The sequence below is a fragment of the Stenotrophomonas sp. FR012 genome (assembly GCF_047520565.2).
GTDB lineage: Bacteria > Pseudomonadota > Gammaproteobacteria > Xanthomonadales > Xanthomonadaceae > Stenotrophomonas > Stenotrophomonas sepilia.
In genome coordinates this window covers 212,085-231,158 of the sequence record NZ_JAXBQL020000001.1, presented here as the reverse complement: position 1 = coordinate 231,158, position 19,074 = coordinate 212,085, and the positions used below count along the sequence as shown (strand labels likewise).

The window sequence follows — 19,074 nt, the reverse complement described above, 5'->3', positions numbered from 1 at the left end:
GCATGTGAATCGCGCGCGTTATTTTCATGACGCACGTCAAATAAAAGAGGCAGCCAGAATGGTTTTGCCGAAAATGCATATCGCTGCATGTGGCGGAGAATCCATTCCCCGCCACGAGTAAATAAATTCAGCTGCTGGAGAGTTTCATCAGCACCAGGCCGGAAACAATCAGCACCGCTGCACCGATCCGCATCGGGCTGACCTGCTCCCCCAGGAACACGATGCCGACCACGAACGCGCCGACCGCGCCGATGCCGGTCCAGATCGTATAGGCGGTGCCCAGCGGCAGGCTGCGCATGGCCACCGCCAACAGCCAGAAGCTGGCGATCATGCCGATGATGGTGACCACGGTGGGGGTGAGACGGGTGAAGCCTTCGGACTGCTTCATGGACACGGCCCAGACGATTTCCAGCAGGCCGGCAAACAATAGATAGATCCAGGCCATGACGGCCCTCCTCTTGGTAGGGCCAGGCCGTCCTGGTCTTTGATTCCCGATGTGGGGGAGGTCGTTCCTCCTGGCCGGCATTCTAGCAACGGGAGCCACGCCCGGCCGCCGTGGCCGGGAACGGGTTACAGCCGATTCAGTGCGTGAAGCTGGCATCGACGCACCCGCCTGCGCTAGAATGAGCGCCTGCCATCGGCTAGCCGATGTGCGGTCCGGCTGTGGTCTCCGGCGCATCGCGCGCTGCTTCCCCTGATCCGTGAACTGGCCGCCCTCGGGGCGGCCAACGTCTCTATGGTGGCCCCGTCGGCCCCTCGCGACGCTAGGTCGAAAACCCCGCCAGGGCCGGAAGGCAGCAACGGTATCGATCGACGCGGGCGCCGAGGTCAGCCGGCGGGGCCATCGCCTTTTCTGGCGACACCCGGCCCTGGCAGCTGCCAACCCTGGTTGGCGCCCCTCGCCGGGCATGGCCCATCGCTACTGCAGCGCTCGCTCCAGCGCCTCCAGTTCGGCAGCCCGCGCCGTATCAGCGGGCTGGCCGGTCCTGCTCACGGCGGATCCTGCACCAGTACGTGCGGCGCGGTCGGGTCGGCCAGCGGCACGCACTGCCCCGGCTGCGCCACGCGGTGCCCGCGCACGGCCAGCGCTTGGCCATCGGCCACGCTGGCGTAGTGGTAGAGCATCATCCGCGCCTGCAGTTCGATGCTGTACTCACGCTCCAGGTCGTCCACGCCCGTGTGTGACGGGTTGCCATGCAGGCCGCAGTCGTGGGCGATCAGCTCGTTGTCGTTGGCGTAGCGCGCCAGCATCTCCGGAATCGGCCGGGTATCGCCGCTCCAGGTCAGCGCGCCCTGCAAGCGCAGGCCATAGGCCGTCTCCGGCCAGTGATGGCGCACCGGAAACACCTCCAGGCGCATCCCCTCATGCCAGAACGCCTCGCCCACCACGATCAGGTGGAAGGCATCCCAGAAGTTCGCACCGCCCTCGGCCAGCACGTTCGGATAGTCAGCAATGCGCTTGTGCAGCAGCGGCACCACCGTGGCAGGCACGTACAGGCGCACCTTGCCGCGCCGGTGCGCATTGAAGAAAGTGTCCACGAACAGGCGCTCGAAGCCGGCCACATGGTCCAGGTGCACATGGGTGACGAACAGCGCCTGCGGCATGTGCCCGTAGTGCGCCTTGAACGCGGTGAGGCCTTCACCGCCGCAATCGATGGTCAGCCACGGGCGACCACCGCGCTCGATCACCGACATCGGCGATCCCAGCTCGACCGCCGACGCATTGCCGACGCCGAGGAAACGCAACGACCAGTCCATCAGGTGCCCCGGTTCCACGCCATGTCATAGGCACGGCGCAGCCGTGCGTAGTCCTTCTGCACATCTTCCACGCTGCGCTCGCCGCGCAGCTTGACCAGCGAGCGCAGCAACCGCTTGAGGTTGCGTTCGCGCCAGCCGGTGGCCGGGATGCGGATCACCCCACGGTCGAAATCGATCAGCCAGCCATGGCCACTGCCATCGAACAGGATGTTGTGCGCGTTGAGGTCGGCATGGTCCAGGCCGGCACGGTGGAAACGGGCGATCAGCCGCCCGGTCTCTTCCCAGGGCGCGCCCCGGCCCGCAACCAGTGCGCGGTCGGCCAGCGAGCGCACGTCCTCGATCCGTTCCATCAGGATCGCCGCCCGGTAGCGCAGGCCTTCACGCATGTAGAACGCGGCGATCGGCCGTGGCACCGGCAGCTTCTTCTCGCGCAGCGCGCGCATCAGGCGGAATTCGGCGAAGCTCCGGGTCCGGTCCGAGCCGCGCCAGAGGTACTGGTCGTGGCTGATCCGGGCCGCCATGCCGCCGCGCAGGTAGTGGCGCAGCACGCTGGCACCGAACGGCGCATCGACGAACCAGGCGCTGCCGCGGCCGCCCTCGCCCACCGGGCGGGCCTTGCTGCCCCAGTGCTGGGGCGAGAACAGGCCAATATCGGCTTGCCGCAGCCGCTCGCGGTCGAACAGAATGGCCCCGATGCCGCGACCCTCGCGGCATGGCGTCAGCGCTTCATTGGCGTCGAATGCGACCATTTCATTGAGTCTAACAACACATGGCATCAGCGTCCTCCTCCTTGTGCCTCCTGCGCTTGTCCGCACTTGGCGATGTCACCCACGTGGTGCCCCTGGTGCGCACCCTGCAGGCCGCACGCCCGGACACGCCGATCCACTGGATCATCGACAAAGCCGGCCACAAGCTGCTCGACGGGCTGCCCGGCGTCACCTTCCATGCCTACGACAAGAAGAGCGGCATGGCCGGGGTCAAGGAACTGCGCAGGCACCTGCCACCGGGGCGCTTTGAAGCGCTGTTGCAGATGCAGGTCGCGTTCCGCGCCAACCTGCTGTCGGCCTTCATTCCGGCCGAGCGCCGCATCGGATACGACCGCAGCCGCTCCAAGGACCTGCACGGGCTCTTCATCAACGAGCGTATTCCCGATCGCCCCGGCATCCACGTGCTGGATGCCATCGGCAGCTTCTGCGAGCCGCTGGGCCTGCGCCAGACCGAAGTCAGCTGGGATCTGGCCGTGCCGCCGTCCGCCTTCGAGTGGGCCGCCGCGCAGTGGCAGGACGATGGCCGCCCGGTGCTGATGATCTCGCCCTGTTCCAGCCACGTGCGCCGCAACTGGTACGCCGACCGCTACGCCGCGGTGGCCAACCATGCCGTCCAGCGCGGCTGGCGGGTGGTGCTGTGCGGTGGCCGCAGCGAACTGGAGCGCCACATGGCCGATGCGATCCAGGCGCAACTGCAGACGCCTGCATTGGACCTGGTTGGCAAGGACACGTTGAAGCAGCTGCCTGCCCTGCTGGCCCGCGCCAATCTGGTGATGACCCCGGACTCGGGCCCGATGCACATCGCCAACGCAATGGGCACCAAAGTACTGGGGCTGCATGCGGCCAGCAATCCGGACCGCAGCGGCCCGTACTCGGACCGCCGCTATTGCGCGGACCGCTACGACGACGCAGCGCGCAAGTACCTGGCCAAGCAGGCCACCGATCTGAAGTGGGGCACCAAGATCGAGTTCGACGATGTAATGGAACTGATTACCGTCGAAGACGGTATCGCCGCCTTCGAACGCTACGTCGCCGACCACCTGGGGTGAGCGGCGGACTGCCCGGGATCACGTGCGCTGCGCGTAATCCTGATAGGACTTCTCTTCCACGTACGCCGAACCCAGCGCCAGGTTGATCGCCTTCTTGATGCGCGCGCGCTCGTCGTTGCGCAGGTAGACACTGCGCGCCAGGTCGATGAAGCCCTGGTCGAACGCCTGCGCCTTCTCCTTCAGGCGGATGTCGTCCTCGATGTCCCACAGCTGCTCGTTGACCGCCTTCAGCTCGGCACGCAGCTTGGCGATGTCCTTCACCGCAGCCGGGTGTGCCATCCAGGTCTGCTCCAGCGCCGACAGCTCCCTGCGCACATTGGCCAGCTTGCCCTCGTCGCTGATGCGCTCGGACTTGATCTGCAGGATCGAGATCTTGTCCAGCAGCTCGCCGAAAGAAACGGGGACGAGGATTTCAGCGGTCATCGGGGAAAGCTCCAGCAAGTGATGTGTGCAGTTTAACCCGCGACTGGCGATGGGACAGTTCAGGTAGAGCCACGCCGCGCGTGGATGGTCCAGCCCTGCAGCAAGTGCATCCACCCATGGCGTGGATTTACTGATGCATCTGCTGGAACAAGCCCCTCTGTTGAGGGGCTGCCCCGACAGGGGCGGGGAGAGGCCGGCAAAGGGAGGGGCCCGAACGTTGCACGGCAACGTTTGGGGCGACGCGCAAAGCGCGTCGCGTCCCGCGCCAGATAAAGAAAAAGGGCCGCCTTTCGGCAGCCCTTTTTCTTTATCTGGCGGAGAGGGGGGGATTCGAACCCCCGAGGCGCTATAAACGCCTGCCTGATTTCGAGTCAGGTACATTCAACCACTCTGCCACCTCTCCGGGTGGTCCCCGGCGGACCGGGGACGCGCATCATACGAGGAAGTGAGGCCGGCGACAAGTCATTCCGGTCAACGAAGTGAAAATTTCCTGAGTGCATGCCTTGCCGGATGCCTGCAGCCCCCCGATGATGCCTGTCTCCCCAGCAATACCCCGCCCCCGCACCCCATGATCGAATTCGGACACCTCACTCACCCCGGCCTGCGCCGCGAGCTCAACGAAGACACCTACTACGGTGACAGCGAGCTGGCCCTGTGGCTGGTGGCCGATGGCATGGGTGGCCACGCCTGCGGCGAGGTGGCCAGCGCGCTGGCGCGCGAAACCATCGTGCGCGAGATCCGCCGTGGCGCGCCGCTGGCCCAGGCCATCCGCACCGCTGACGAAGAGATCATCCGCGCCTCGCGCCGGCGCAACGACACCCTGCCGATGGGCACCACCGTGGTCGCCGCACGCGTGCAGGGCACTCGCTATGAAGTGGCATGGGTCGGTGACAGCCGCGCCTATCTGTGGCGTGACGGCCAGCTGGCCCAGCTCAGCCAGGACCACAGCGTGGTGCAGGAACTGGTCGCGCAGGGCAACCTGACGGCCGAACAGGCGCGTGCGCATCCACATCGCAACGTGGTCACCCAGGCGCTGGGCGTGACCGACCCGGCGCATCTGAACGTGGCCACCACCAGCGGTGAGCTGCGCCCGGGCATGCAGCTGCTGCTGTGCAGTGACGGCCTGACCGAGGAAGTGGACGACCGCAGCATCGCCCGCACCCTCGCCTTCGACGATGCCAGCGCGCAGGAATGCGTGGACACGCTGGTCGCGGCCGCGCTCGACGGCGGTGGCCGCGACAACATCAGCGTGATCCTGGTGCGCTGCCATTAAGCGGCAGATCCACGCCATGCGTGGATACGGCACTGCCGGCCAGCGTCCGGCAGTACCCCATGCCAGGCATTACGCGCTGGCGGGCTCTTCCACCTTCGGGCCATCCCACAAGGCGTAGCCGGCCTTCTTGCGCAGTCGTTCCAGACGCGCGCTGTGCGCTTCCAGTTCCGACGGCGTGGCCACCACGCGTGGGCGCGGCAGCAGTTTGCTGGTATCGAAGGCCTGCAGCGCGGCACCGGCGCCACCACCGTCATCGTCGCCCATGCCGAAGCCGATCTCTTCCTGGCCCGAGGTCAGCGCGATATAGACGTCGCCCAGGATCTGCGCGTCGAGCAGGCCGCCATGCAGCGCACGGTGCGAATTGTCCACGCCCAGGCGCTTGCACAGCGCATCCAGCGAATTACGCTGGCCCGGGAAGCGCTCGCGCGCCATCACCAGGGTATCGATCACCGTGCAGCGATCGGTGATCTTTCCATACTGCGGGCCCAGCAACGACAGCTCGTTGTCGAGGAAGCCCAGGTCGAACGCCGCGTTGTGGATGATCAGCTCCGCGCCATCGATGAAAGCCAGGAACTCATCGGCGATCTGCGCGAAGTCCGGCTTGTCAGCCAGGAACTCCAGGGTCAGGCCGGTGACTTCCTGCGCGCCCTGTTCGAATTCGCAGTCCGGCTTGATGTACTGGTGGTAGTTGTTGCCGGTCGGGCGGCGCTTGAACAGCTCCACGCAGCCGATTTCAACGATGCGGTTGCCCTTCTTCCATTCCAGGCCGGTGGTTTCGGTATCGAGGATGATCTGGCGCATGGACTCAGTTTACCGGGCTGGCGTCACGGATCTGGATGGCCGCGTTGCGCGCCAGGGTATCCACCCGCTCGTTGTCCGGGTCACCGGAGTGGCCCTTCACCCAGCGCCAATCGATCTGGTGCCGCAGCGTCGCCGCATGCAGGCGCTCCCACAGCTCGCGGTTCTTCACCGGGTCGCCGCCGGCGGTCTTCCAGTTCTTGCGGATCCAGCCGGGCATCCATTGGGTCAGGCCCTGCCGCACGTACTGCGAATCGGTATAGAGCACGATGTTGCACGGCTCGGTCAGCGTTTCCAGGCCGGAAATGGCCGCCATCAGCTCCATCCGGTTGTTGGTGGTGTGCGCTTCGCCGCCGCTCAGTTCACGCTCGTGGCCCTTGTAGCGCAGCAGTGCAGCCCAGCCGCCGGGGCCAGGATTGCCAAGGCAGGAGCCGTCGGTGTGGATTTCAATGGTTTTCAATACAACTCCAGATCAGGTAGCAACGGTGCCGTGCCAACGCACCGGCAACGGTTTCGGCCCGGGCAGGGCCAGCGTTCGTTTTTCAGCATGGAACAGGCAGGCCGCGCGAAGTGGCGACCAACCGCCCGGGCGACGGCTGCCGGCGCCGCGCCAGAGCGGGCCGAGGAAACGCATATCGTCGCACTCCAGCCCGTGGCGGCCGAGCAGCAGGCGGATCCGCTGCGGCGTGCGCACCACCAGCCCGTGCTGGCGCCAGTGCGTGCGGTAAGGGCTGAACGGGTTGAGGCTGCTCAGCCACAGATGGCCGCCCGGCATCAGCACGCGCTCGCACTCATCGAGCAACCGATCAGCGTCAGCTGCGGTGACATGCTGCAACACGACCGCATTGACGCTTTCATTGGCCAGCGGCAGCGGCAACGCACAGCGGGTGTCGCCGGCATAGCCGTGCCCCTGCCGGTACAGGCGCAGGCCGCGCCCGCCAAGCTGCGCATCGTCCAGCCATGCGGCACTCGGCGCGATCCACAGCCAGGGCTGCACCGGCAGCAACGACAGCTGCGGCAGCAGCAGTTGCCGCTCCAGAACGCGCAGGGCTTCCGCCGGTTCGCTGTCGAACCACGGGGTCTGGCTCGCTTGACGGGTGCTCTGCAGCGCGGGCATGGTCCAATTCTATGCGACTGACTGCCCTGCCCGCATTTGCGGACAACTACATCTGGACCTTGATCGACGACGACGGTAACGCCGTGGTCGTCGATCCCGGCGATGCCGCGCCGGTGCTTGCGCTCGCCGATCAGGGCCTGCGCGTGGACACGATCCTGCTCACCCATCATCACGATGACCACATCGGTGGCGTGCCGGTGCTGCAGGCACGTTTTCCTGGAGTCCGGGTGATCGCACCCGTCGAGGAGCGCATCCCCACGGCAACCGAACGGGTCGGCGAAGGTGAACGCGTTCAGGCACTGGGTCAGGCGTTCCACGTACTATCCGTGCCCGGGCATACCCGCAGCCACATCGCGTTTCACACTGCTGAACATCTTTTCAGCGGAGATTCGTTGTTCAGCCTGGGCTGTGGACGCCTGTTCGAAGGTACGCCGTCCCAGCTGCTGGCATCGATGCGCAAGCTGGGTACCTTGCCCGCGCAACTGCTGCTTTGTTGCGCTCATGAGTACACCGTGTCAAATGCCGTCTTCGCGCGGCATGTCGACCCCGCCAACGCTGCCTTGCGGCAGCGCCAAGAGGAGGCTTTGGCCATGCGCCGCGATGACCGTTCCACCCTGCCGGTAACCCTGGCCAGCGAATTCGACTGCAATCCGTTCCTGCGTGTGCACACTGCGCCGATCCGCGCGTCGGTGTCGGCACACCTGGGCCGTGACGTCGTTGACGACGTCGACGTGATGGCCGGTCTCCGGCACTGGAAAGACGGCTTCCGCGCATGATGCGCCGAAGTCTGCCGCTGGCCCTGGGCCTGGTCCTGGGGCTGGCCGGAACCGCCGGCGCCCAGTCGCTGGGCGCTGGCATCGGCCAGAACCTGACCGCCGCCGCGGCCCTGCCGCTGGATCCGGCCGCGTTGCCGGCCGCGTCGGTCCGCAACGGCCAGGAGATCTTCTCCAGCTTCCGCGACGGCCTGGCCGAGCCCACCTGCAATGCCGAGGCCACCAGCCCGCGCTGGCAGAAGCAGTTCGCCCACGCCCCGTCGCGCCTGGCCAACCAGGATGACGATGCACTGGTGCTGTTCGGCTATGTGGTCGAAGAGCTGCGCAAGGCCAACCTGCCTACCGAGTTCGCGCTGATTCCGTTCGTGGAAAGCGGTTACCGGCCCAATGCACGCAATGGCAGCGGCCCGACCGGCCTGTGGCAGTTCATCGCCACCACTGCGCGCAATCACCGCGTGCCCATGGCCAACGGCTACGACGGGCGCCTGTCGGCGGTCGATTCCACCCAGGCCGCAGTGCGCTACCTGAAGACCCTGCACGGCATGTTCGGCGGCGACTGGCGCCTGGCCACCATGGCCTACAACGCCGGCGAGTACCGCGTGCTGCAATCGATGCGCAAGGCCGGCATGAACGCGCAGAACGCCAAGCCCTCGGCGCTGCCCGGCCTGTCGCCGGTCACCCATGCCTACGTCGAGAAGCTGCATGCCCTGGCCTGCGTGCTGGAAGATGTGGAAGACCAGCCAGGTGTCATGGCCTCGCTGGACCGCACCGTGCCCGTACTGAAGGACCACACCTTGCCCGCCGGCACCAGCGTCCAGCAGTGGGCCGCACAGCGTGCCCTGGACCCGGCCAGGATCGTCCGCCTCAACCCCGCCCTGGCGGGCGGTGGGCGCGTCTCGTCCGGCACCACCCGCGTGCTGGCGCCGGTCTCGGCCGCCAGCACGACCGTGGCGGACACCGCCACCGCACTGGTGGCCAGTAGCGTACCTGTTGCCGCCGCCTCGCCAGCGCCACAGGTCGCCAAGACCGTGGCCGCGATCGCCGATCGTCCGCGCAGTCGTCGCCACACCGTGCGGGATGGTGAATCGGCCTGGACCATCGCCCGCCGCTATGGCATGCCGGTCAAGGCGCTACTGTCGCTGAACGGCCTGAGCGGCAGCAGCGTGCTGAAGCCGGGCGCCGTGCTGCGCGTGGAGGACTGAGTCCGGCGCGGCACCGCCGCGCCCTGCCCGCCCCTTTGTTCTGGAGAGCCGAGCCCACGCTCGGCTTTTTTCATGCCTGCGCCCAGCAGGCGCAGTCGAGCATGGCTCGACGCTACGCATCGGCAGGCACAAAAAAGGCCCGGCATTGCCGGGCCTCTCTCATGGGTGCCGCCGCGAGGCTTACAGGTTCGCTTCGGTGGTCTGGATCATGAACTTCTTGCGCATCGCTTCGATGTAGGCCTTGGCTGCGGCCATGCCGTCGATCTGGCTCAGCTGTTCCTTCAGCTGCTTCTGCTGCTCTGCAGTCACTTCCTTGATGTCGCCCGGATTGACCTTGTTCACCGCGAACAGCAGCGCGTGGCCATTGACGTCGACCTTGCCATAGCTCGGCTTGCCTTCAGCCGGCACCGGCGCACTGAAGATCGCGCGGTTGATTTCCGGGGTCGGCACCGGCTGGCTGCGCGGCAGGCCCGGCATCGGGCTCAGCTGCAGCTTCTCGCTGGCGGCCAGCGACTGCAGGGTGGCGCCCGCCTTCAGCTTGGCCAGGATGGCATCGGCCGCCTTGTCGCTGGCCTGGCGCTGGCGATCAGCACGGATCGCAGCGATCACCTGGTCACGGGCCTTGTCCAGCGGCAGGGCCTGTTCCGGGGTGTGTGCAGCCACACGGATGACCACGCTGTGGTTGGTCGCGCCGCCCAGGGCGATCGGGTCACTGGCGGTACCGTCCTGCACCAGCACGTCGGAGAAGGCGGCACGCAGCACGGCCGGGTCAGCGGCGATGCCGCTGGCGGTCGCGCGGGTGATCGGGCCCAGGGTCTGCAGCGGCAGGTTCACTTCCTTGGCGGCGGCCGCCAGGTCGCTCGGGCTCTTGTTGATGGCATCGACCAGGCGACCGGCCAGTTCGTTGAAGCCGCGCTCGCCGTCGGCCTTCAGCTGCTCGGCAGCCAGCGTGTCACGCACTTCCTCGAACGACTTGCCCTGGCCACCGCGCACAGCGGCCACCTTGATGATGTGGTAACCGAACTCGGTCTTGACCGGGCCGATCACGTCACCGGCCTTGGCCGCAAACAGCGCGTCCTCGAACGGCTTGACCATCGCACCGCGCTCGACCCAACCCAGCTCACCGCCCTGGTCCTTGGAGCCCGGATCTTCCGAATTGGCCTTGGCCAGCGCAGCGAAGTCGGCACCGGCCGCCTTGGCTTCGGCAGCGATCCTGTTCGCCTTGGCTTCGGCGCCGTCACCGGTGATCAGGATGTGCGAGGCCTGGCGCTGCTCCGGCGAGGTGAACTTTGCCTTTTCCTCTTCATAGCGCTTGCGCAGGGTCGCTTCATCGGCCGGGGTCGGTGCCGGCAGGTTCGCACCGTTGATCTCGACGTACTCCAGCGACACGCTCTCGGCCTGGCGGAAATCCTTGCCGTGGCTGTCGTACCACTGCTTGATCTGATCATCGGTGACCGGCGCGGTATCGGCCGGTACGGGCGGCAACGCGGCCAGCTCGACGTCGCGGGTTTCGCCCAGCAGCTTCAACAGGCGCTCGGTCTCGGCCTGGGTGACGAAGCCGGAGCTCTGCAGGCCCGATGGGATCACCGACTGCTGCAGGCTCTCACGCACCAGTTCCTGGAACTGGGTCGGGGTACGCGGCGGATTGCCACCGGCCAATGCCAGCCGGTAGTTGTTCTCGTTGAACTTGCCGTTCGAATCGAGGAACGCCGGCATGGTCGCGATGTATTCGCGCACAGCGCCGTCGCCGATCACCACGCCCGCCTGTTCACCGACCAGGCGCACGACCTGTTCGTCGATCAGCTGATCGAGCACGGCCATCTTGTTCTCGGTGCTCTCGAACGCGCGCGGGTCGAAGTTGTCGCCCTGCTGCTGGCGCTCACGCATGCGCTCCTGCTCGAAACGCGTGCGGAAATCCTGCGAGCTGATCTCATGGTGCTGCCACAGCATGCGCACCGGCCACCACGACGGCGCCGAACGCCACCAGGTGGGCGGCGCGGAAACCTTGGCCACGTTCTGTGCGCCAACGCCACCGAGGTAGCTGTTGTCGATCACGAACAGGAACGGAATCATCAGCAGCCCCAGGATCACGGTGACGATCCAGCCTGAGGTCTTGTCGCGGAGTTTCTGCAGCATGGTGAGGAATCACAAGGCCTGATTGGCGAGCCCGGCAGTGTAACCCGCTTCGCCGCAGGGACCAAAAGCAGCACCGACGCGGCCTGCGCCCACTTGCGCAGGCACGCACCATCAGTGCATCGGCCAACTCCATCCTGGCGCAAAGAAAAAGCCCCCGGCTTGCGCCGAGGGCTTTTAGAGTTGGCGGAGCGGACGGGACTCGAACCCGCGACCTCCGGCGTGACAGGCCAGCATTCTAACCAGCTGAACTACCGCTCCGCGCTTGAACTTTGCAGGTGCCCAGTATATCCGAAGACTCGCTGGAAACCCAGCCCGATGAACACTTTTTTCAAAGTTTTTTCACAGGGACTTAAGAAGTCTGCAATGGCGGAGCGGACGGGACTCGAACCCGCGACCTCCGGCGTGACAGGCCAGCATTCTAACCAGCTGAACTACCGCTCCGTTCTTGCAAAGACTTTTCGCCTTCCTCCCGAACCTCTCGGTGAGAAGACAAGGCCCCCAGCCTTGAACCGGGGGCCTCGATGTACTGGCGGAGCGGACGGGACTCGAACCCGCGACCTCCGGCGTGACAGGCCAGCATTCTAACCAGCTGAACTACCGCTCCGCGTTGTTACTTTTTTGCTTTCAGCCGGCCTGGACCGGGGAGAAAACAAAGCCTCCAGCTTTTGGCCGGAGGCCTCGTTGAATGGCGGAGCGGACGGGACTCGAACCCGCGACCTCCGGCGTGACAGGCCAGCATTCTAACCAGCTGAACTACCGCTCCACACTCAAACTTTTACCGCGGTGCTGTGGTGGGTGCTGAGGGTTTCGAACCCCCGACCCTCTCCGTGTAAAGGAGACGCTCTACCGCTGAGCTAAGCACCCCAGCGAGCCGCTTAGTTTACAGCATCCTTCAGGGCCTTGCCAGCCTTGAACGACGGATTCTTCGAAGCAGCGATCTTGATGGTGTCGCCGGTCTTCGGGTTGCGGCCGGTGCGGGCAGCACGGTCGCGGACCTGGAAGGTACCGAAGCCAACCAGGGTGACCGCATCGCCGTCCTTCAGCGCCTTGGTGATGGCAGCAACGACGGCATCGACAGCGCGGCTGGACTCTGCCTTGGTCAGGTCGGCAGCTTCAGCAACGGCATCGATCAATTCGGTCTTGTTCATTCTCTACAACTCCTTTGGCGGTGGGTTCCGCTTATTCGACAGGGAAGCAACCGCACGCCATCTGCATGCGGCCGCCATGTGGAAACGGTTCGCCGAATTCCAGCGATCACCAGACTGCGATCACTCATTCGCGAGTGCTGCTTTTATACCAGTGGCCCTACCCCCACGCAAGCTGGAAAGCCAGCAACGACGCGGGTTTCGGGCCATTGGACAGCGCGCGTCAATGCTTGACGCGCGCGTTTCCACTCGGTTTGGCCTTGCTGCGCACCGTGACACGCTGCGCACTCTTGCGCGCCTTCTTCGGTGCCAACGGACGCTCCAGCGCCAGGTCCAGGACTTCTTCGATGTACTTCACCGGCACGATCTTCAGATCGCGGGTGACGTTGGCCGGGATGTCGGCCAGGTCCTTGCGGTTCTCTTCCGGGATGATGACTGTGCGGATGCCGCCACGCAGTGCAGCCAGCAGCTTCTCCTTCAGGCCACCGATGGCAGTGACGCGACCACGCAGGGTGATCTCGCCGGTCATCGCCACATCGGCGCGCACCGGCACCCTGGTCAGCATCGACACCAGCGAGGTGACCATCGCCGCGCCGGCACTCGGGCCATCCTTCGGCGTGGCGCCATCGGGCACGTGCAGGTGTACGTCGTGCTTCTGCAGGAAGTCGCTGTCGATGCCGAAGCCGACCGCGCGCGAACGCACCACCGACAGCGCCGCCGACGCCGATTCCTTCATCACGTTGCCGAGCTGGCCGGTCAGGATCAGCTGGCCCTTGCCCGGCACCAGGGTCGATTCGATCTGCAGCAGGTCGCCACCGACTTCGGTCCAGGCCAGGCCGGTGACCAGGCCGATTTCATTCTCTTCCTCGGCACGGCCGAAGTCGAAGCGACGCACGCCCAGGTACTTGTCCAGGTTCTTGCTGGACACGCTCACCAGCGCCTTCTTCTTCGCGCCCTTCTTCGCCTTCGCTGCCGGCTGCGGGCCAGCCAGCGCGATCTCCTTCACCACCTTGCGGCAGATCTTGGCGATCTCGCGTTCCAGGTTGCGCACGCCCGATTCACGCGTGTAGTAGCGCACGATGTCCTGGATGGCATCACTGCCGATCTCCAGCTCTTCCGGCTGCAGGCCGTTGGCCTTGACCTGCTTCGGCACCAGGTAGCGGGTCGCGATGTTGAGCTTCTCGTCCTCGGTGTAGCCGGGGATGCGGATCACTTCCATGCGGTCCAGCAGCGGGCCGGGAATGTTGAGCGAGTTCGAGGTCGCCACGAACATCACTTCGGACAGGTCCAGGTCCACTTCCAGGTAGTGGTCGTTGAATGCGTTGTTCTGCTCCGGATCGAGCACTTCCAGCAGCGCCGAAGACGGATCGCCACGGAAGTCCATCGACATCTTGTCGATCTCGTCGAGCACGAACAGCGGGTTCTTGCTGCCGACCTTGTTGAGGTTCTGCACGATGCGGCCCGGCATGGAACCGACGTAGGTACGGCGGTGGCCACGGATTTCGGCCTCGTCGCGAACGCCGCCCAGCGACATGCGCACGAACTTGCGGTTGGTGGCCTTGGCAATGGACTGGCCCAGCGAGGTCTTGCCCACGCCCGGCGGCCCGACCAGGCACAGGATCGGGCCCTTCATCTGCTTCACGCGCGACTGCACCGCCAGGTATTCAAGAATGCGCTCCTTGACCTTCTCCAGGCCGTAGTGGTCGGCATCGAGCGTATCCTGCGCGACCTTCAGGTCCTTGCGCACCTTGCTGCGCTTCTTCCACGGCACGCCCAGCAGCCACTCCAGGTAGTTGCGCACGACGGCGGCTTCGGCCGACATCGGCGACATCTGCTTGAGCTTGTTCAGTTCATTGCGCGCCTTGGCTTCAACCGCCTTCGGCATGCCGGCCTCGGCAATCTTGCGGGCCAGTTCTTCCAGCTCGCCCGGCGCGTCGTCCAGGTCACCCAGTTCCTTCTGGATGGCCTTCATCTGTTCGTTGAGGTAGTACTCGCGCTGGCTCTTCTCCATCTGCGACTTCACGCGGCCGCGGATGCGCTTCTCCATCTGCTGCACGTCGATCTCGCCGTCGACCAGGCCGACCAGCATCTCCAGGCGGTCACCGACGGCCAGCGTTTCCAGCAGGCGCTGCTTGTCGGCCAGGCGCACGCTGATGTGCGCAGCGATGGTGTCGGCCAGGCGCGCCGGCTCATCGATGCCCGACAGCGTCTGCAGCAGCTCCGGCGGCAGCTTGCGGTTGGTCTTCACGTACTGCTCGAACAGCGACATCAGCGAGCGGGCAATCGCCTCGACCTCGCGCGCCTCGCGCTCGTCGGTGGCGTCGATCTCCACGGCCTGGCCATGCAGCGAGCCGTCGCGCTCGTCGACGTGGGTGACCTGCACGCGCGACAGGCCTTCAACCAGCACCTTGATGGTGCCGTCGGGCAGCTTCAGCAGCTGCAGCACCTGCGCCAGCGTGCCAACCTGGTAGAGGTCGGCCGCATGCGGGTCGTCGGTCTCGGCCGACTTCTGCGCCAGCAGCAGGATGCGCTTGTCCGCCTCCATTGCCTGTTCGAGCGCGTGCATGGACTTGTCACGGCCGACGAACAGCGGGATGACCATGTGCGGGAACACCACTACGTCGCGCAGCGGCAGGACCGGCAGGTCGAGGGTTTCACTTGGGGAACGGGCCATGGGGGCTCCAGGGAAGGGGGAAAACCGCCTCCGGGAGGGCATCTTCCGGAGACAAAAAAAGCCGATGGCCCCGTTATGGGGCCATCGGCTTTCAGATGCAAGGCATTCCTTGAAAATCCTTTCCAATCAACAACCTGGAAGGATCACTCGGCGCCTGCGGCCTTCTGTTCAGGGGCCGCCGGGGTCTGGTAGATCAGGTACGGCTCGGACTTGTGCTCGATCACCGATTCGTCCACGACCACCTTGCTGACGTTCTCCTGCGACGGCAGGTCATACATGGTGTCCAGCAGGACCGATTCGACGATGGTGCGCAGGCCACGGGCGCCGGTCTTGCGCTTGAGCGCCTTCCTGGCGATGGCCGACAAAGCGTCCGGACGGAACTCCAGCTCGACGTTCTCCATCTCGAACAGCTTCTTGAACTGCTTGGTGATGGCGTTCTTCGGCTCGGTCAGGATCTTGATCAGGGCCGGCTCGTCCAGCTCCTCCAGGGTCGCGACCACCGGCAGGCGGCCGACGAACTCGGGAATCAGGCCGAACTTGATCAGGTCTTCCGGCTCGACTTCCGCCAGCACCTTGCCCACTTCCTGCTTGCGCTCGCTGCTCTTCACCTTGGCGCCGAAGCCGATGCTGCCGACGTCGGTGGAACGCGCCTGGATCACCTTGTCCAGCCCGGCAAACGCGCCGCCGCAGATGAACAGGATGTTCTTGGTGTCCACCTGCAGGAATTCCTGCTGCGGGTGCTTGCGGCCGCCCTGCGGCGGAACGCTGGCCACGGTGCCTTCGATCAGCTTCAGCAGGGCCTGCTGCACGCCTTCGCCGGACACGTCGCGGGTGATCGACGGGTTCTCGCTCTTGCGCGAGATCTTGTCGATTTCATCGATGTAGACGATGCCCTGCTGCGCCTTCTCGACGTCGTAGTCGCACTTCTGCAGCAGCTTCTGGATGATGTTCTCCACGTCCTCGCCCACGTAACCGGCTTCGGTCAGCGTGGTGGCGTCGGCCATGGTGAACGGCACGTTGAGCAGGCGGGCCAGGGTCTCGGCCAGCAGCGTCTTGCCCGAACCGGTCGGGCCGACCAGCAGGATGTTCGACTTCGCCAGTTCGACGTCGTCGTTCTTCTGCCGGCTCTCGATGCGCTTGTAGTGGTTGTACACGGCCACTGCCAGCGTGCGCTTGGCACGGTTCTGGCCGATCACGTACTGGTCGAGGACCTCGAGGATCTCGCGCGGCTTGGGCAGCGAACTGCGCGCCGACTGCGCCTTTTCCTCAAGTTCCTCACGGATGATGTCGTTGCACAGCTCCACGCACTCATCGCAGATGAACACGCTCGGACCCGCAATCAGCTTGCGCACTTCATGCTGGCTCTTGCCGCAGAAAGAGCAGTAGAGGATCTTGCCGGTGTCCGTGGAACGACCTTGGCGGTCTTCGCTCATGCTTCGCTTACCCAGTTACCCCCCCCGCTGAACGGGGGTTCGATTCGAGAATAGCACAGGGCCGAGGGGACACCAGTCCCACCCGACCCTGCAGGAACGAGGCCTCCCTGGCCCCGTGAAGGCCGGTCAGCCGGCCTGGATCGACTCATCCGGACGACGCTCCAGGACCTGATCGACCAGACCGTAGGCCTGCGCCTCGAAGGCGCTCTTGAAGTTGTCGCGCTCGGTATCACGGGCGATCGTCTCCAGCGACTGGCCGGTGTGCTTGGCCAGCACCTCGTTCAGGCGCGAACGCAGGGTCAGGATCTCGCGCGCGTGGATGTCGATGTCGGTGGCCTGGCCCTGGTAGCCACCCAGCGGCTGATGGATCATCACGCGCGAGTTCGGCAGCGCATAGCGCTTGCCGGCTTCGCCCGCGGCCAGCAGCAGGGCGCCCATCGAGGCGGCCTGGCCGATGCAGGTGGTGCTCACATTCGGCTTGATGTACTGCATGGTGTCGTAGATCGCCATGCCGGCGGTGACCACGCCACCCGGCGAGTTGATGTAGATGTTGATGTCCTTTTCCGGGTTTTCCGATTCAAGGAACAGCAGCTGCGCCACCACCACGTTGGCCATGTGATCGTCGATCGGACCCACGAGGAAGATCAGGCGCTCCTTCAACAGGCGCGAATAGATGTCGTAGGCACGCTCGCCGCGGCTGGTCTGCTCGACCACCATCGGAACCAGGTTCAGGGCTTTGGTTCGGTTGTCCATTACGTGAGGTACCTATCTTGGGGGGCAACAACCCCGCGCCGGCAAAGGCGCGGGGCATCCGGTGATCCGCCCGGGCTTACTGGCGGATCGCGTCCTGGAACGACAGCTTCTCTTCGGTGTGCTGGGCACGCTCGGCGATCCAGTCGATCACCTGCTCTTCCATCACACGGTTCTGCAGGCCAGACATCAACTGGGGGTCGTTGCGGTACATCTCAATGACCTGCTCCGGCTCTTCGTAGGTCGAAGCGATCAGACGCATCGTTTCATTCAGGCGCTTGGCTTCCAGGCGCAGGTCGTTGATGCGGGCCACTTCACCGACCAGCAGGCCGACCAGCACGCGCTTGGCGGCAGCGTCCTTGAAGCCTTCGTGGGCATCGGCCGGGATCTCGCCGACGTTCTGGCCGTTGCGGCGCAGCTGCTCGACCTGCTGGGCCAGCATGGCGCGGGCTTCGTTTTCGACCAGGCGCGGCGGCATTTCGACCGAGGAGTAGGCCGCGATCAGCTGCTCGCCCACTTCGCGGCGCAGGCGGTTCATCAACGCACCCTTCAGCTCGCGCTCCAGGTTGGCGCGGATGTCGCTGCGGAACTGCTCCACATCGCCGCCCTTCACGCCGAAGCTCTTGATGAAGGCTTCGTCGACCGCCGGCACGACCGGCTCGGAGACCTCGGTGACCTTGACGGTGACCTGCACGGTCTTGCCGGCCAGCACCGGCACGCGCCAGTCAGCCGGGAACTCGACGTCCAGGGTCTTCTCTTCGCCCTTGGCCAGGCCGACCAGGCCCTTCTCGATGGTGTCGAACATCATGCCCTGGCCGAGCACGATCGAACCCTTCTCGGTGCCCTCGGCCGGCAGGCGCTCTTCGCCGGCCTGCGACCAGGTTTCCACCGCGACCAGGTCACCGTCCTGCGCGCCACGGCTGACCGGGGCCCAGGTACGGCGCTGGTTCTGCAGGTTCTCGATCATCTGGTCGATGTCGGCGTCGGTGATCTCGGCGGTATGGCGCACGACGGTCAGCTTGCTGACGTCGATGTCGCCGAAGTCCGGCACCACTTCCACGGTGGCGACGAAGGAGAACTCACCCTCGTCGCCCTTGTCGATGCGCGGGCTGCCGACGATGCGCAGGTCGTGCTCGCGCACGGCTGCATCGAAGGTTTCGCGCAGCAGGCCGTCCAGCGCCTCGCCACGGACCTGCGCGCCGAAGCGCTGCTCGATCACCTTGGCCGGCACCTTGCCCGGACGGAAGCCCTTGATGCGGGTGGTACGGGCGATTTCGCCGAGGCGGCCGACGATGTGGCTCTGCAGACGCTCTTCCGGCAGCGAGAAGCTCAGGCGGCGTTCCAGGTTGCCGGTGGATTCGATCGAAGCTTGCATGTTGACTCCTGCCACCGGTGGCCCAGGCCCCCGGCTCGATGATTGGAATGAAACGGTTGTAAGGACGCGACGTCTGGGACGCGCCTGCTTGCCGCAGCCCTTTAGTTTCGCCCAATTCGGCCTGCACTGCCAGCGCGTGCCGGTCAAGGGGGCGCAGATGGCCCGATCAGGGCGGGGACAGGCCGGCACTGGTGCGAAAGGGGGGACTCGAACCCCCACGCCTTGCGGCACTGGAACCTAAATCCAGGGCGTCTACCAATTCCGCCACTTTCGCGTGGCCGGCGCAGGTGTTCATTGTCGCAGGCGATGACGGGAAGCGGAAGGCCTGCACAAAACTGAACATGGCAATTGTGCGCAGCCCGCGCGTTGAACCACCCCGGCGAGCGCAAGCTCATCCGGGG

Annotated in this window: 17 protein-coding genes, 7 tRNA genes and 1 other RNA gene; 5 read left to right on the top strand and 20 right to left on the bottom strand. The window is 65.5% G+C overall.

Annotated elements, in window-relative coordinates; genetic code table 11:
* Positions 1-127: 127 nt before the first annotated feature.
* A complete protein-coding gene (locus ACM0O9_RS01135; protein WP_005415486.1) occupies positions 128-445 on the bottom strand; it encodes a DMT family transporter in 318 nt (105 codons plus the stop codon).
* Between the two features lie 300 nt (positions 446-745).
* On the opposite strand from ACM0O9_RS01135, the gene ffs reads away from it, so the two are divergent.
* An RNA gene (gene ffs / locus ACM0O9_RS01130) (signal recognition particle sRNA small type) lies at positions 746-842 on the top strand.
* A 148-nt stretch (positions 843-990) separates the two neighbouring features.
* Here ffs and ACM0O9_RS01125 read toward each other — a convergent pair.
* Together ACM0O9_RS01125 and ACM0O9_RS01120 are read right to left on the bottom strand one after the other, a co-directional pair.
* Positions 991-1,758 (bottom strand): MBL fold metallo-hydrolase, encoded by a 768-nt coding sequence (locus ACM0O9_RS01125; RefSeq protein WP_005415485.1) that lies wholly within the window; start codon positions 1,756-1,758, stop codon positions 991-993.
* The gene (locus ACM0O9_RS01120; RefSeq protein ID WP_005415484.1) at positions 1,758-2,507 is read right to left on the bottom strand and encodes a 3-deoxy-D-manno-octulosonic acid kinase; all 750 of its coding nucleotides are present in this window, start codon (positions 2,505-2,507) and stop codon (positions 1,758-1,760) included. Before ACM0O9_RS01120 ends, ACM0O9_RS01125 begins: the two co-directional genes overlap by 1 nt.
* A gap of 20 nt (positions 2,508-2,527) precedes the next feature.
* On the opposite strand from ACM0O9_RS01120, the gene ACM0O9_RS01115 reads away from it, so the two are divergent.
* Positions 2,528-3,574 (top strand): glycosyltransferase family 9 protein, encoded by a 1,047-nt coding sequence (locus ACM0O9_RS01115; protein ID WP_414604252.1) that lies wholly within the window; start codon positions 2,528-2,530, stop codon positions 3,572-3,574.
* Between the two features lie 18 nt (positions 3,575-3,592).
* On the opposite strand, the gene ACM0O9_RS01110 is transcribed toward ACM0O9_RS01115, so the two are convergent.
* Both ACM0O9_RS01110 and ACM0O9_RS01105 read right to left on the bottom strand, forming a co-directional pair.
* Positions 3,593-3,997: a DUF6165 family protein gene (locus tag ACM0O9_RS01110; protein WP_005415482.1), complete on the bottom strand. Its 405-nt coding sequence runs from the start codon at positions 3,995-3,997 to the stop codon at positions 3,593-3,595.
* Between the two features lie 312 nt (positions 3,998-4,309).
* A tRNA-Ser gene (locus tag ACM0O9_RS01105) sits at positions 4,310-4,400 on the bottom strand.
* Between the two features lie 165 nt (positions 4,401-4,565).
* Between ACM0O9_RS01105 and ACM0O9_RS01100 the strand changes: the two genes are divergently transcribed.
* Entirely contained in the window at positions 4,566-5,270 is a 705-nt protein-coding gene (locus tag ACM0O9_RS01100; protein ID WP_065185798.1) for a PP2C family protein-serine/threonine phosphatase, read from the top strand.
* A gap of 69 nt (positions 5,271-5,339) precedes the next feature.
* Here the strand turns inward: ACM0O9_RS01100 and dnaQ are convergent, their stop codons facing one another.
* Genes dnaQ through ACM0O9_RS01085 form a run of 3 tightly spaced genes read right to left on the bottom strand, consistent with a single transcriptional unit; the run spans position 5,340 to position 7,185 of the window.
* On the bottom strand, positions 5,340-6,071 hold the full coding sequence (dnaQ, locus tag ACM0O9_RS01095; RefSeq protein WP_005415480.1) for a DNA polymerase III subunit epsilon: 732 nt from the start codon (positions 6,069-6,071) through the stop codon (positions 5,340-5,342).
* A gap of 4 nt (positions 6,072-6,075) precedes the next feature.
* Positions 6,076-6,528: a ribonuclease HI gene (rnhA, locus tag ACM0O9_RS01090; RefSeq protein ID WP_005408275.1), complete on the bottom strand. Its 453-nt coding sequence runs from the start codon at positions 6,526-6,528 to the stop codon at positions 6,076-6,078.
* Between the two features lie 12 nt (positions 6,529-6,540).
* Positions 6,541-7,185 carry a methyltransferase domain-containing protein gene (locus ACM0O9_RS01085; protein ID WP_065185797.1) on the bottom strand — a complete coding sequence of 215 codons (645 nt, stop codon included), beginning with the start codon at positions 7,183-7,185 and terminating at the stop codon, positions 6,541-6,543.
* 11 nt (positions 7,186-7,196) lie between these two features.
* Between ACM0O9_RS01085 and gloB the strand changes: the two genes are divergently transcribed.
* Positions 7,197-7,961 carry a hydroxyacylglutathione hydrolase gene (gene gloB / locus ACM0O9_RS01080; RefSeq protein WP_065177986.1) on the top strand — a complete coding sequence of 255 codons (765 nt, stop codon included), beginning with the start codon at positions 7,197-7,199 and terminating at the stop codon, positions 7,959-7,961.
* On the top strand, positions 7,958-9,160 hold the full coding sequence (locus ACM0O9_RS01075; RefSeq protein ID WP_414604251.1) for a lytic transglycosylase domain-containing protein: 1,203 nt from the start codon (positions 7,958-7,960) through the stop codon (positions 9,158-9,160). Before gloB ends, ACM0O9_RS01075 begins: the two co-directional genes overlap by 4 nt.
* A 180-nt stretch (positions 9,161-9,340) precedes the next feature.
* On the opposite strand, the gene ACM0O9_RS01070 is transcribed toward ACM0O9_RS01075, so the two are convergent.
* The 12 genes from ACM0O9_RS01070 to ACM0O9_RS01015 form a co-directional block, all read right to left on the bottom strand.
* Positions 9,341-11,296, bottom strand: coding sequence for a peptidyl-prolyl cis-trans isomerase (locus tag ACM0O9_RS01070; protein WP_065177988.1), 1,956 nt, complete (start codon positions 11,294-11,296; stop codon positions 9,341-9,343).
* Positions 11,297-11,477: 181 nt separating this feature from the next.
* Positions 11,478-11,554 (bottom strand) — tRNA-Asp (locus tag ACM0O9_RS01065).
* Between the two features lie 106 nt (positions 11,555-11,660).
* Positions 11,661-11,737 (bottom strand) — tRNA-Asp (locus ACM0O9_RS01060).
* 86 nt (positions 11,738-11,823) lie between these two features.
* A tRNA-Asp gene (locus tag ACM0O9_RS01055) sits at positions 11,824-11,900 on the bottom strand.
* Between the two features lie 82 nt (positions 11,901-11,982).
* Positions 11,983-12,059 (bottom strand) — tRNA-Asp (locus ACM0O9_RS01050).
* 26 nt (positions 12,060-12,085) lie between these two features.
* Positions 12,086-12,160 (bottom strand) — tRNA-Val (locus ACM0O9_RS01045).
* An 11-nt stretch (positions 12,161-12,171) separates the two neighbouring features.
* The gene (gene hbs / locus ACM0O9_RS01040) at positions 12,172-12,444 is read right to left on the bottom strand and encodes a non-specific DNA-binding protein Hbs (RefSeq protein WP_005408270.1); all 273 of its coding nucleotides are present in this window, start codon (positions 12,442-12,444) and stop codon (positions 12,172-12,174) included.
* Between the two features lie 220 nt (positions 12,445-12,664).
* On the bottom strand, positions 12,665-15,115 hold the full coding sequence (gene lon / locus ACM0O9_RS01035; RefSeq protein WP_005415470.1) for an endopeptidase La: 2,451 nt from the start codon (positions 15,113-15,115) through the stop codon (positions 12,665-12,667).
* A gap of 143 nt (positions 15,116-15,258) precedes the next feature.
* Entirely contained in the window at positions 15,259-16,548 is a 1,290-nt protein-coding gene (clpX, locus tag ACM0O9_RS01030; RefSeq protein ID WP_004154600.1) for an ATP-dependent Clp protease ATP-binding subunit ClpX, read from the bottom strand.
* A gap of 126 nt (positions 16,549-16,674) precedes the next feature.
* Positions 16,675-17,301, bottom strand: a complete 627-nt coding sequence (clpP, locus tag ACM0O9_RS01025) for an ATP-dependent Clp endopeptidase proteolytic subunit ClpP (RefSeq protein ID WP_004146318.1) — start codon at positions 17,299-17,301, stop codon at positions 16,675-16,677.
* 76 nt (positions 17,302-17,377) lie between these two features.
* Complete coding sequence (tig, locus tag ACM0O9_RS01020; protein WP_005415468.1) at positions 17,378-18,673, bottom strand: trigger factor; 1,296 nt, start codon at positions 18,671-18,673, stop codon at positions 17,378-17,380.
* 189 nt (positions 18,674-18,862) lie between these two features.
* Positions 18,863-18,947 (bottom strand) — tRNA-Leu (locus ACM0O9_RS01015).
* Positions 18,948-19,074: the final 127 nt, after the last annotated feature.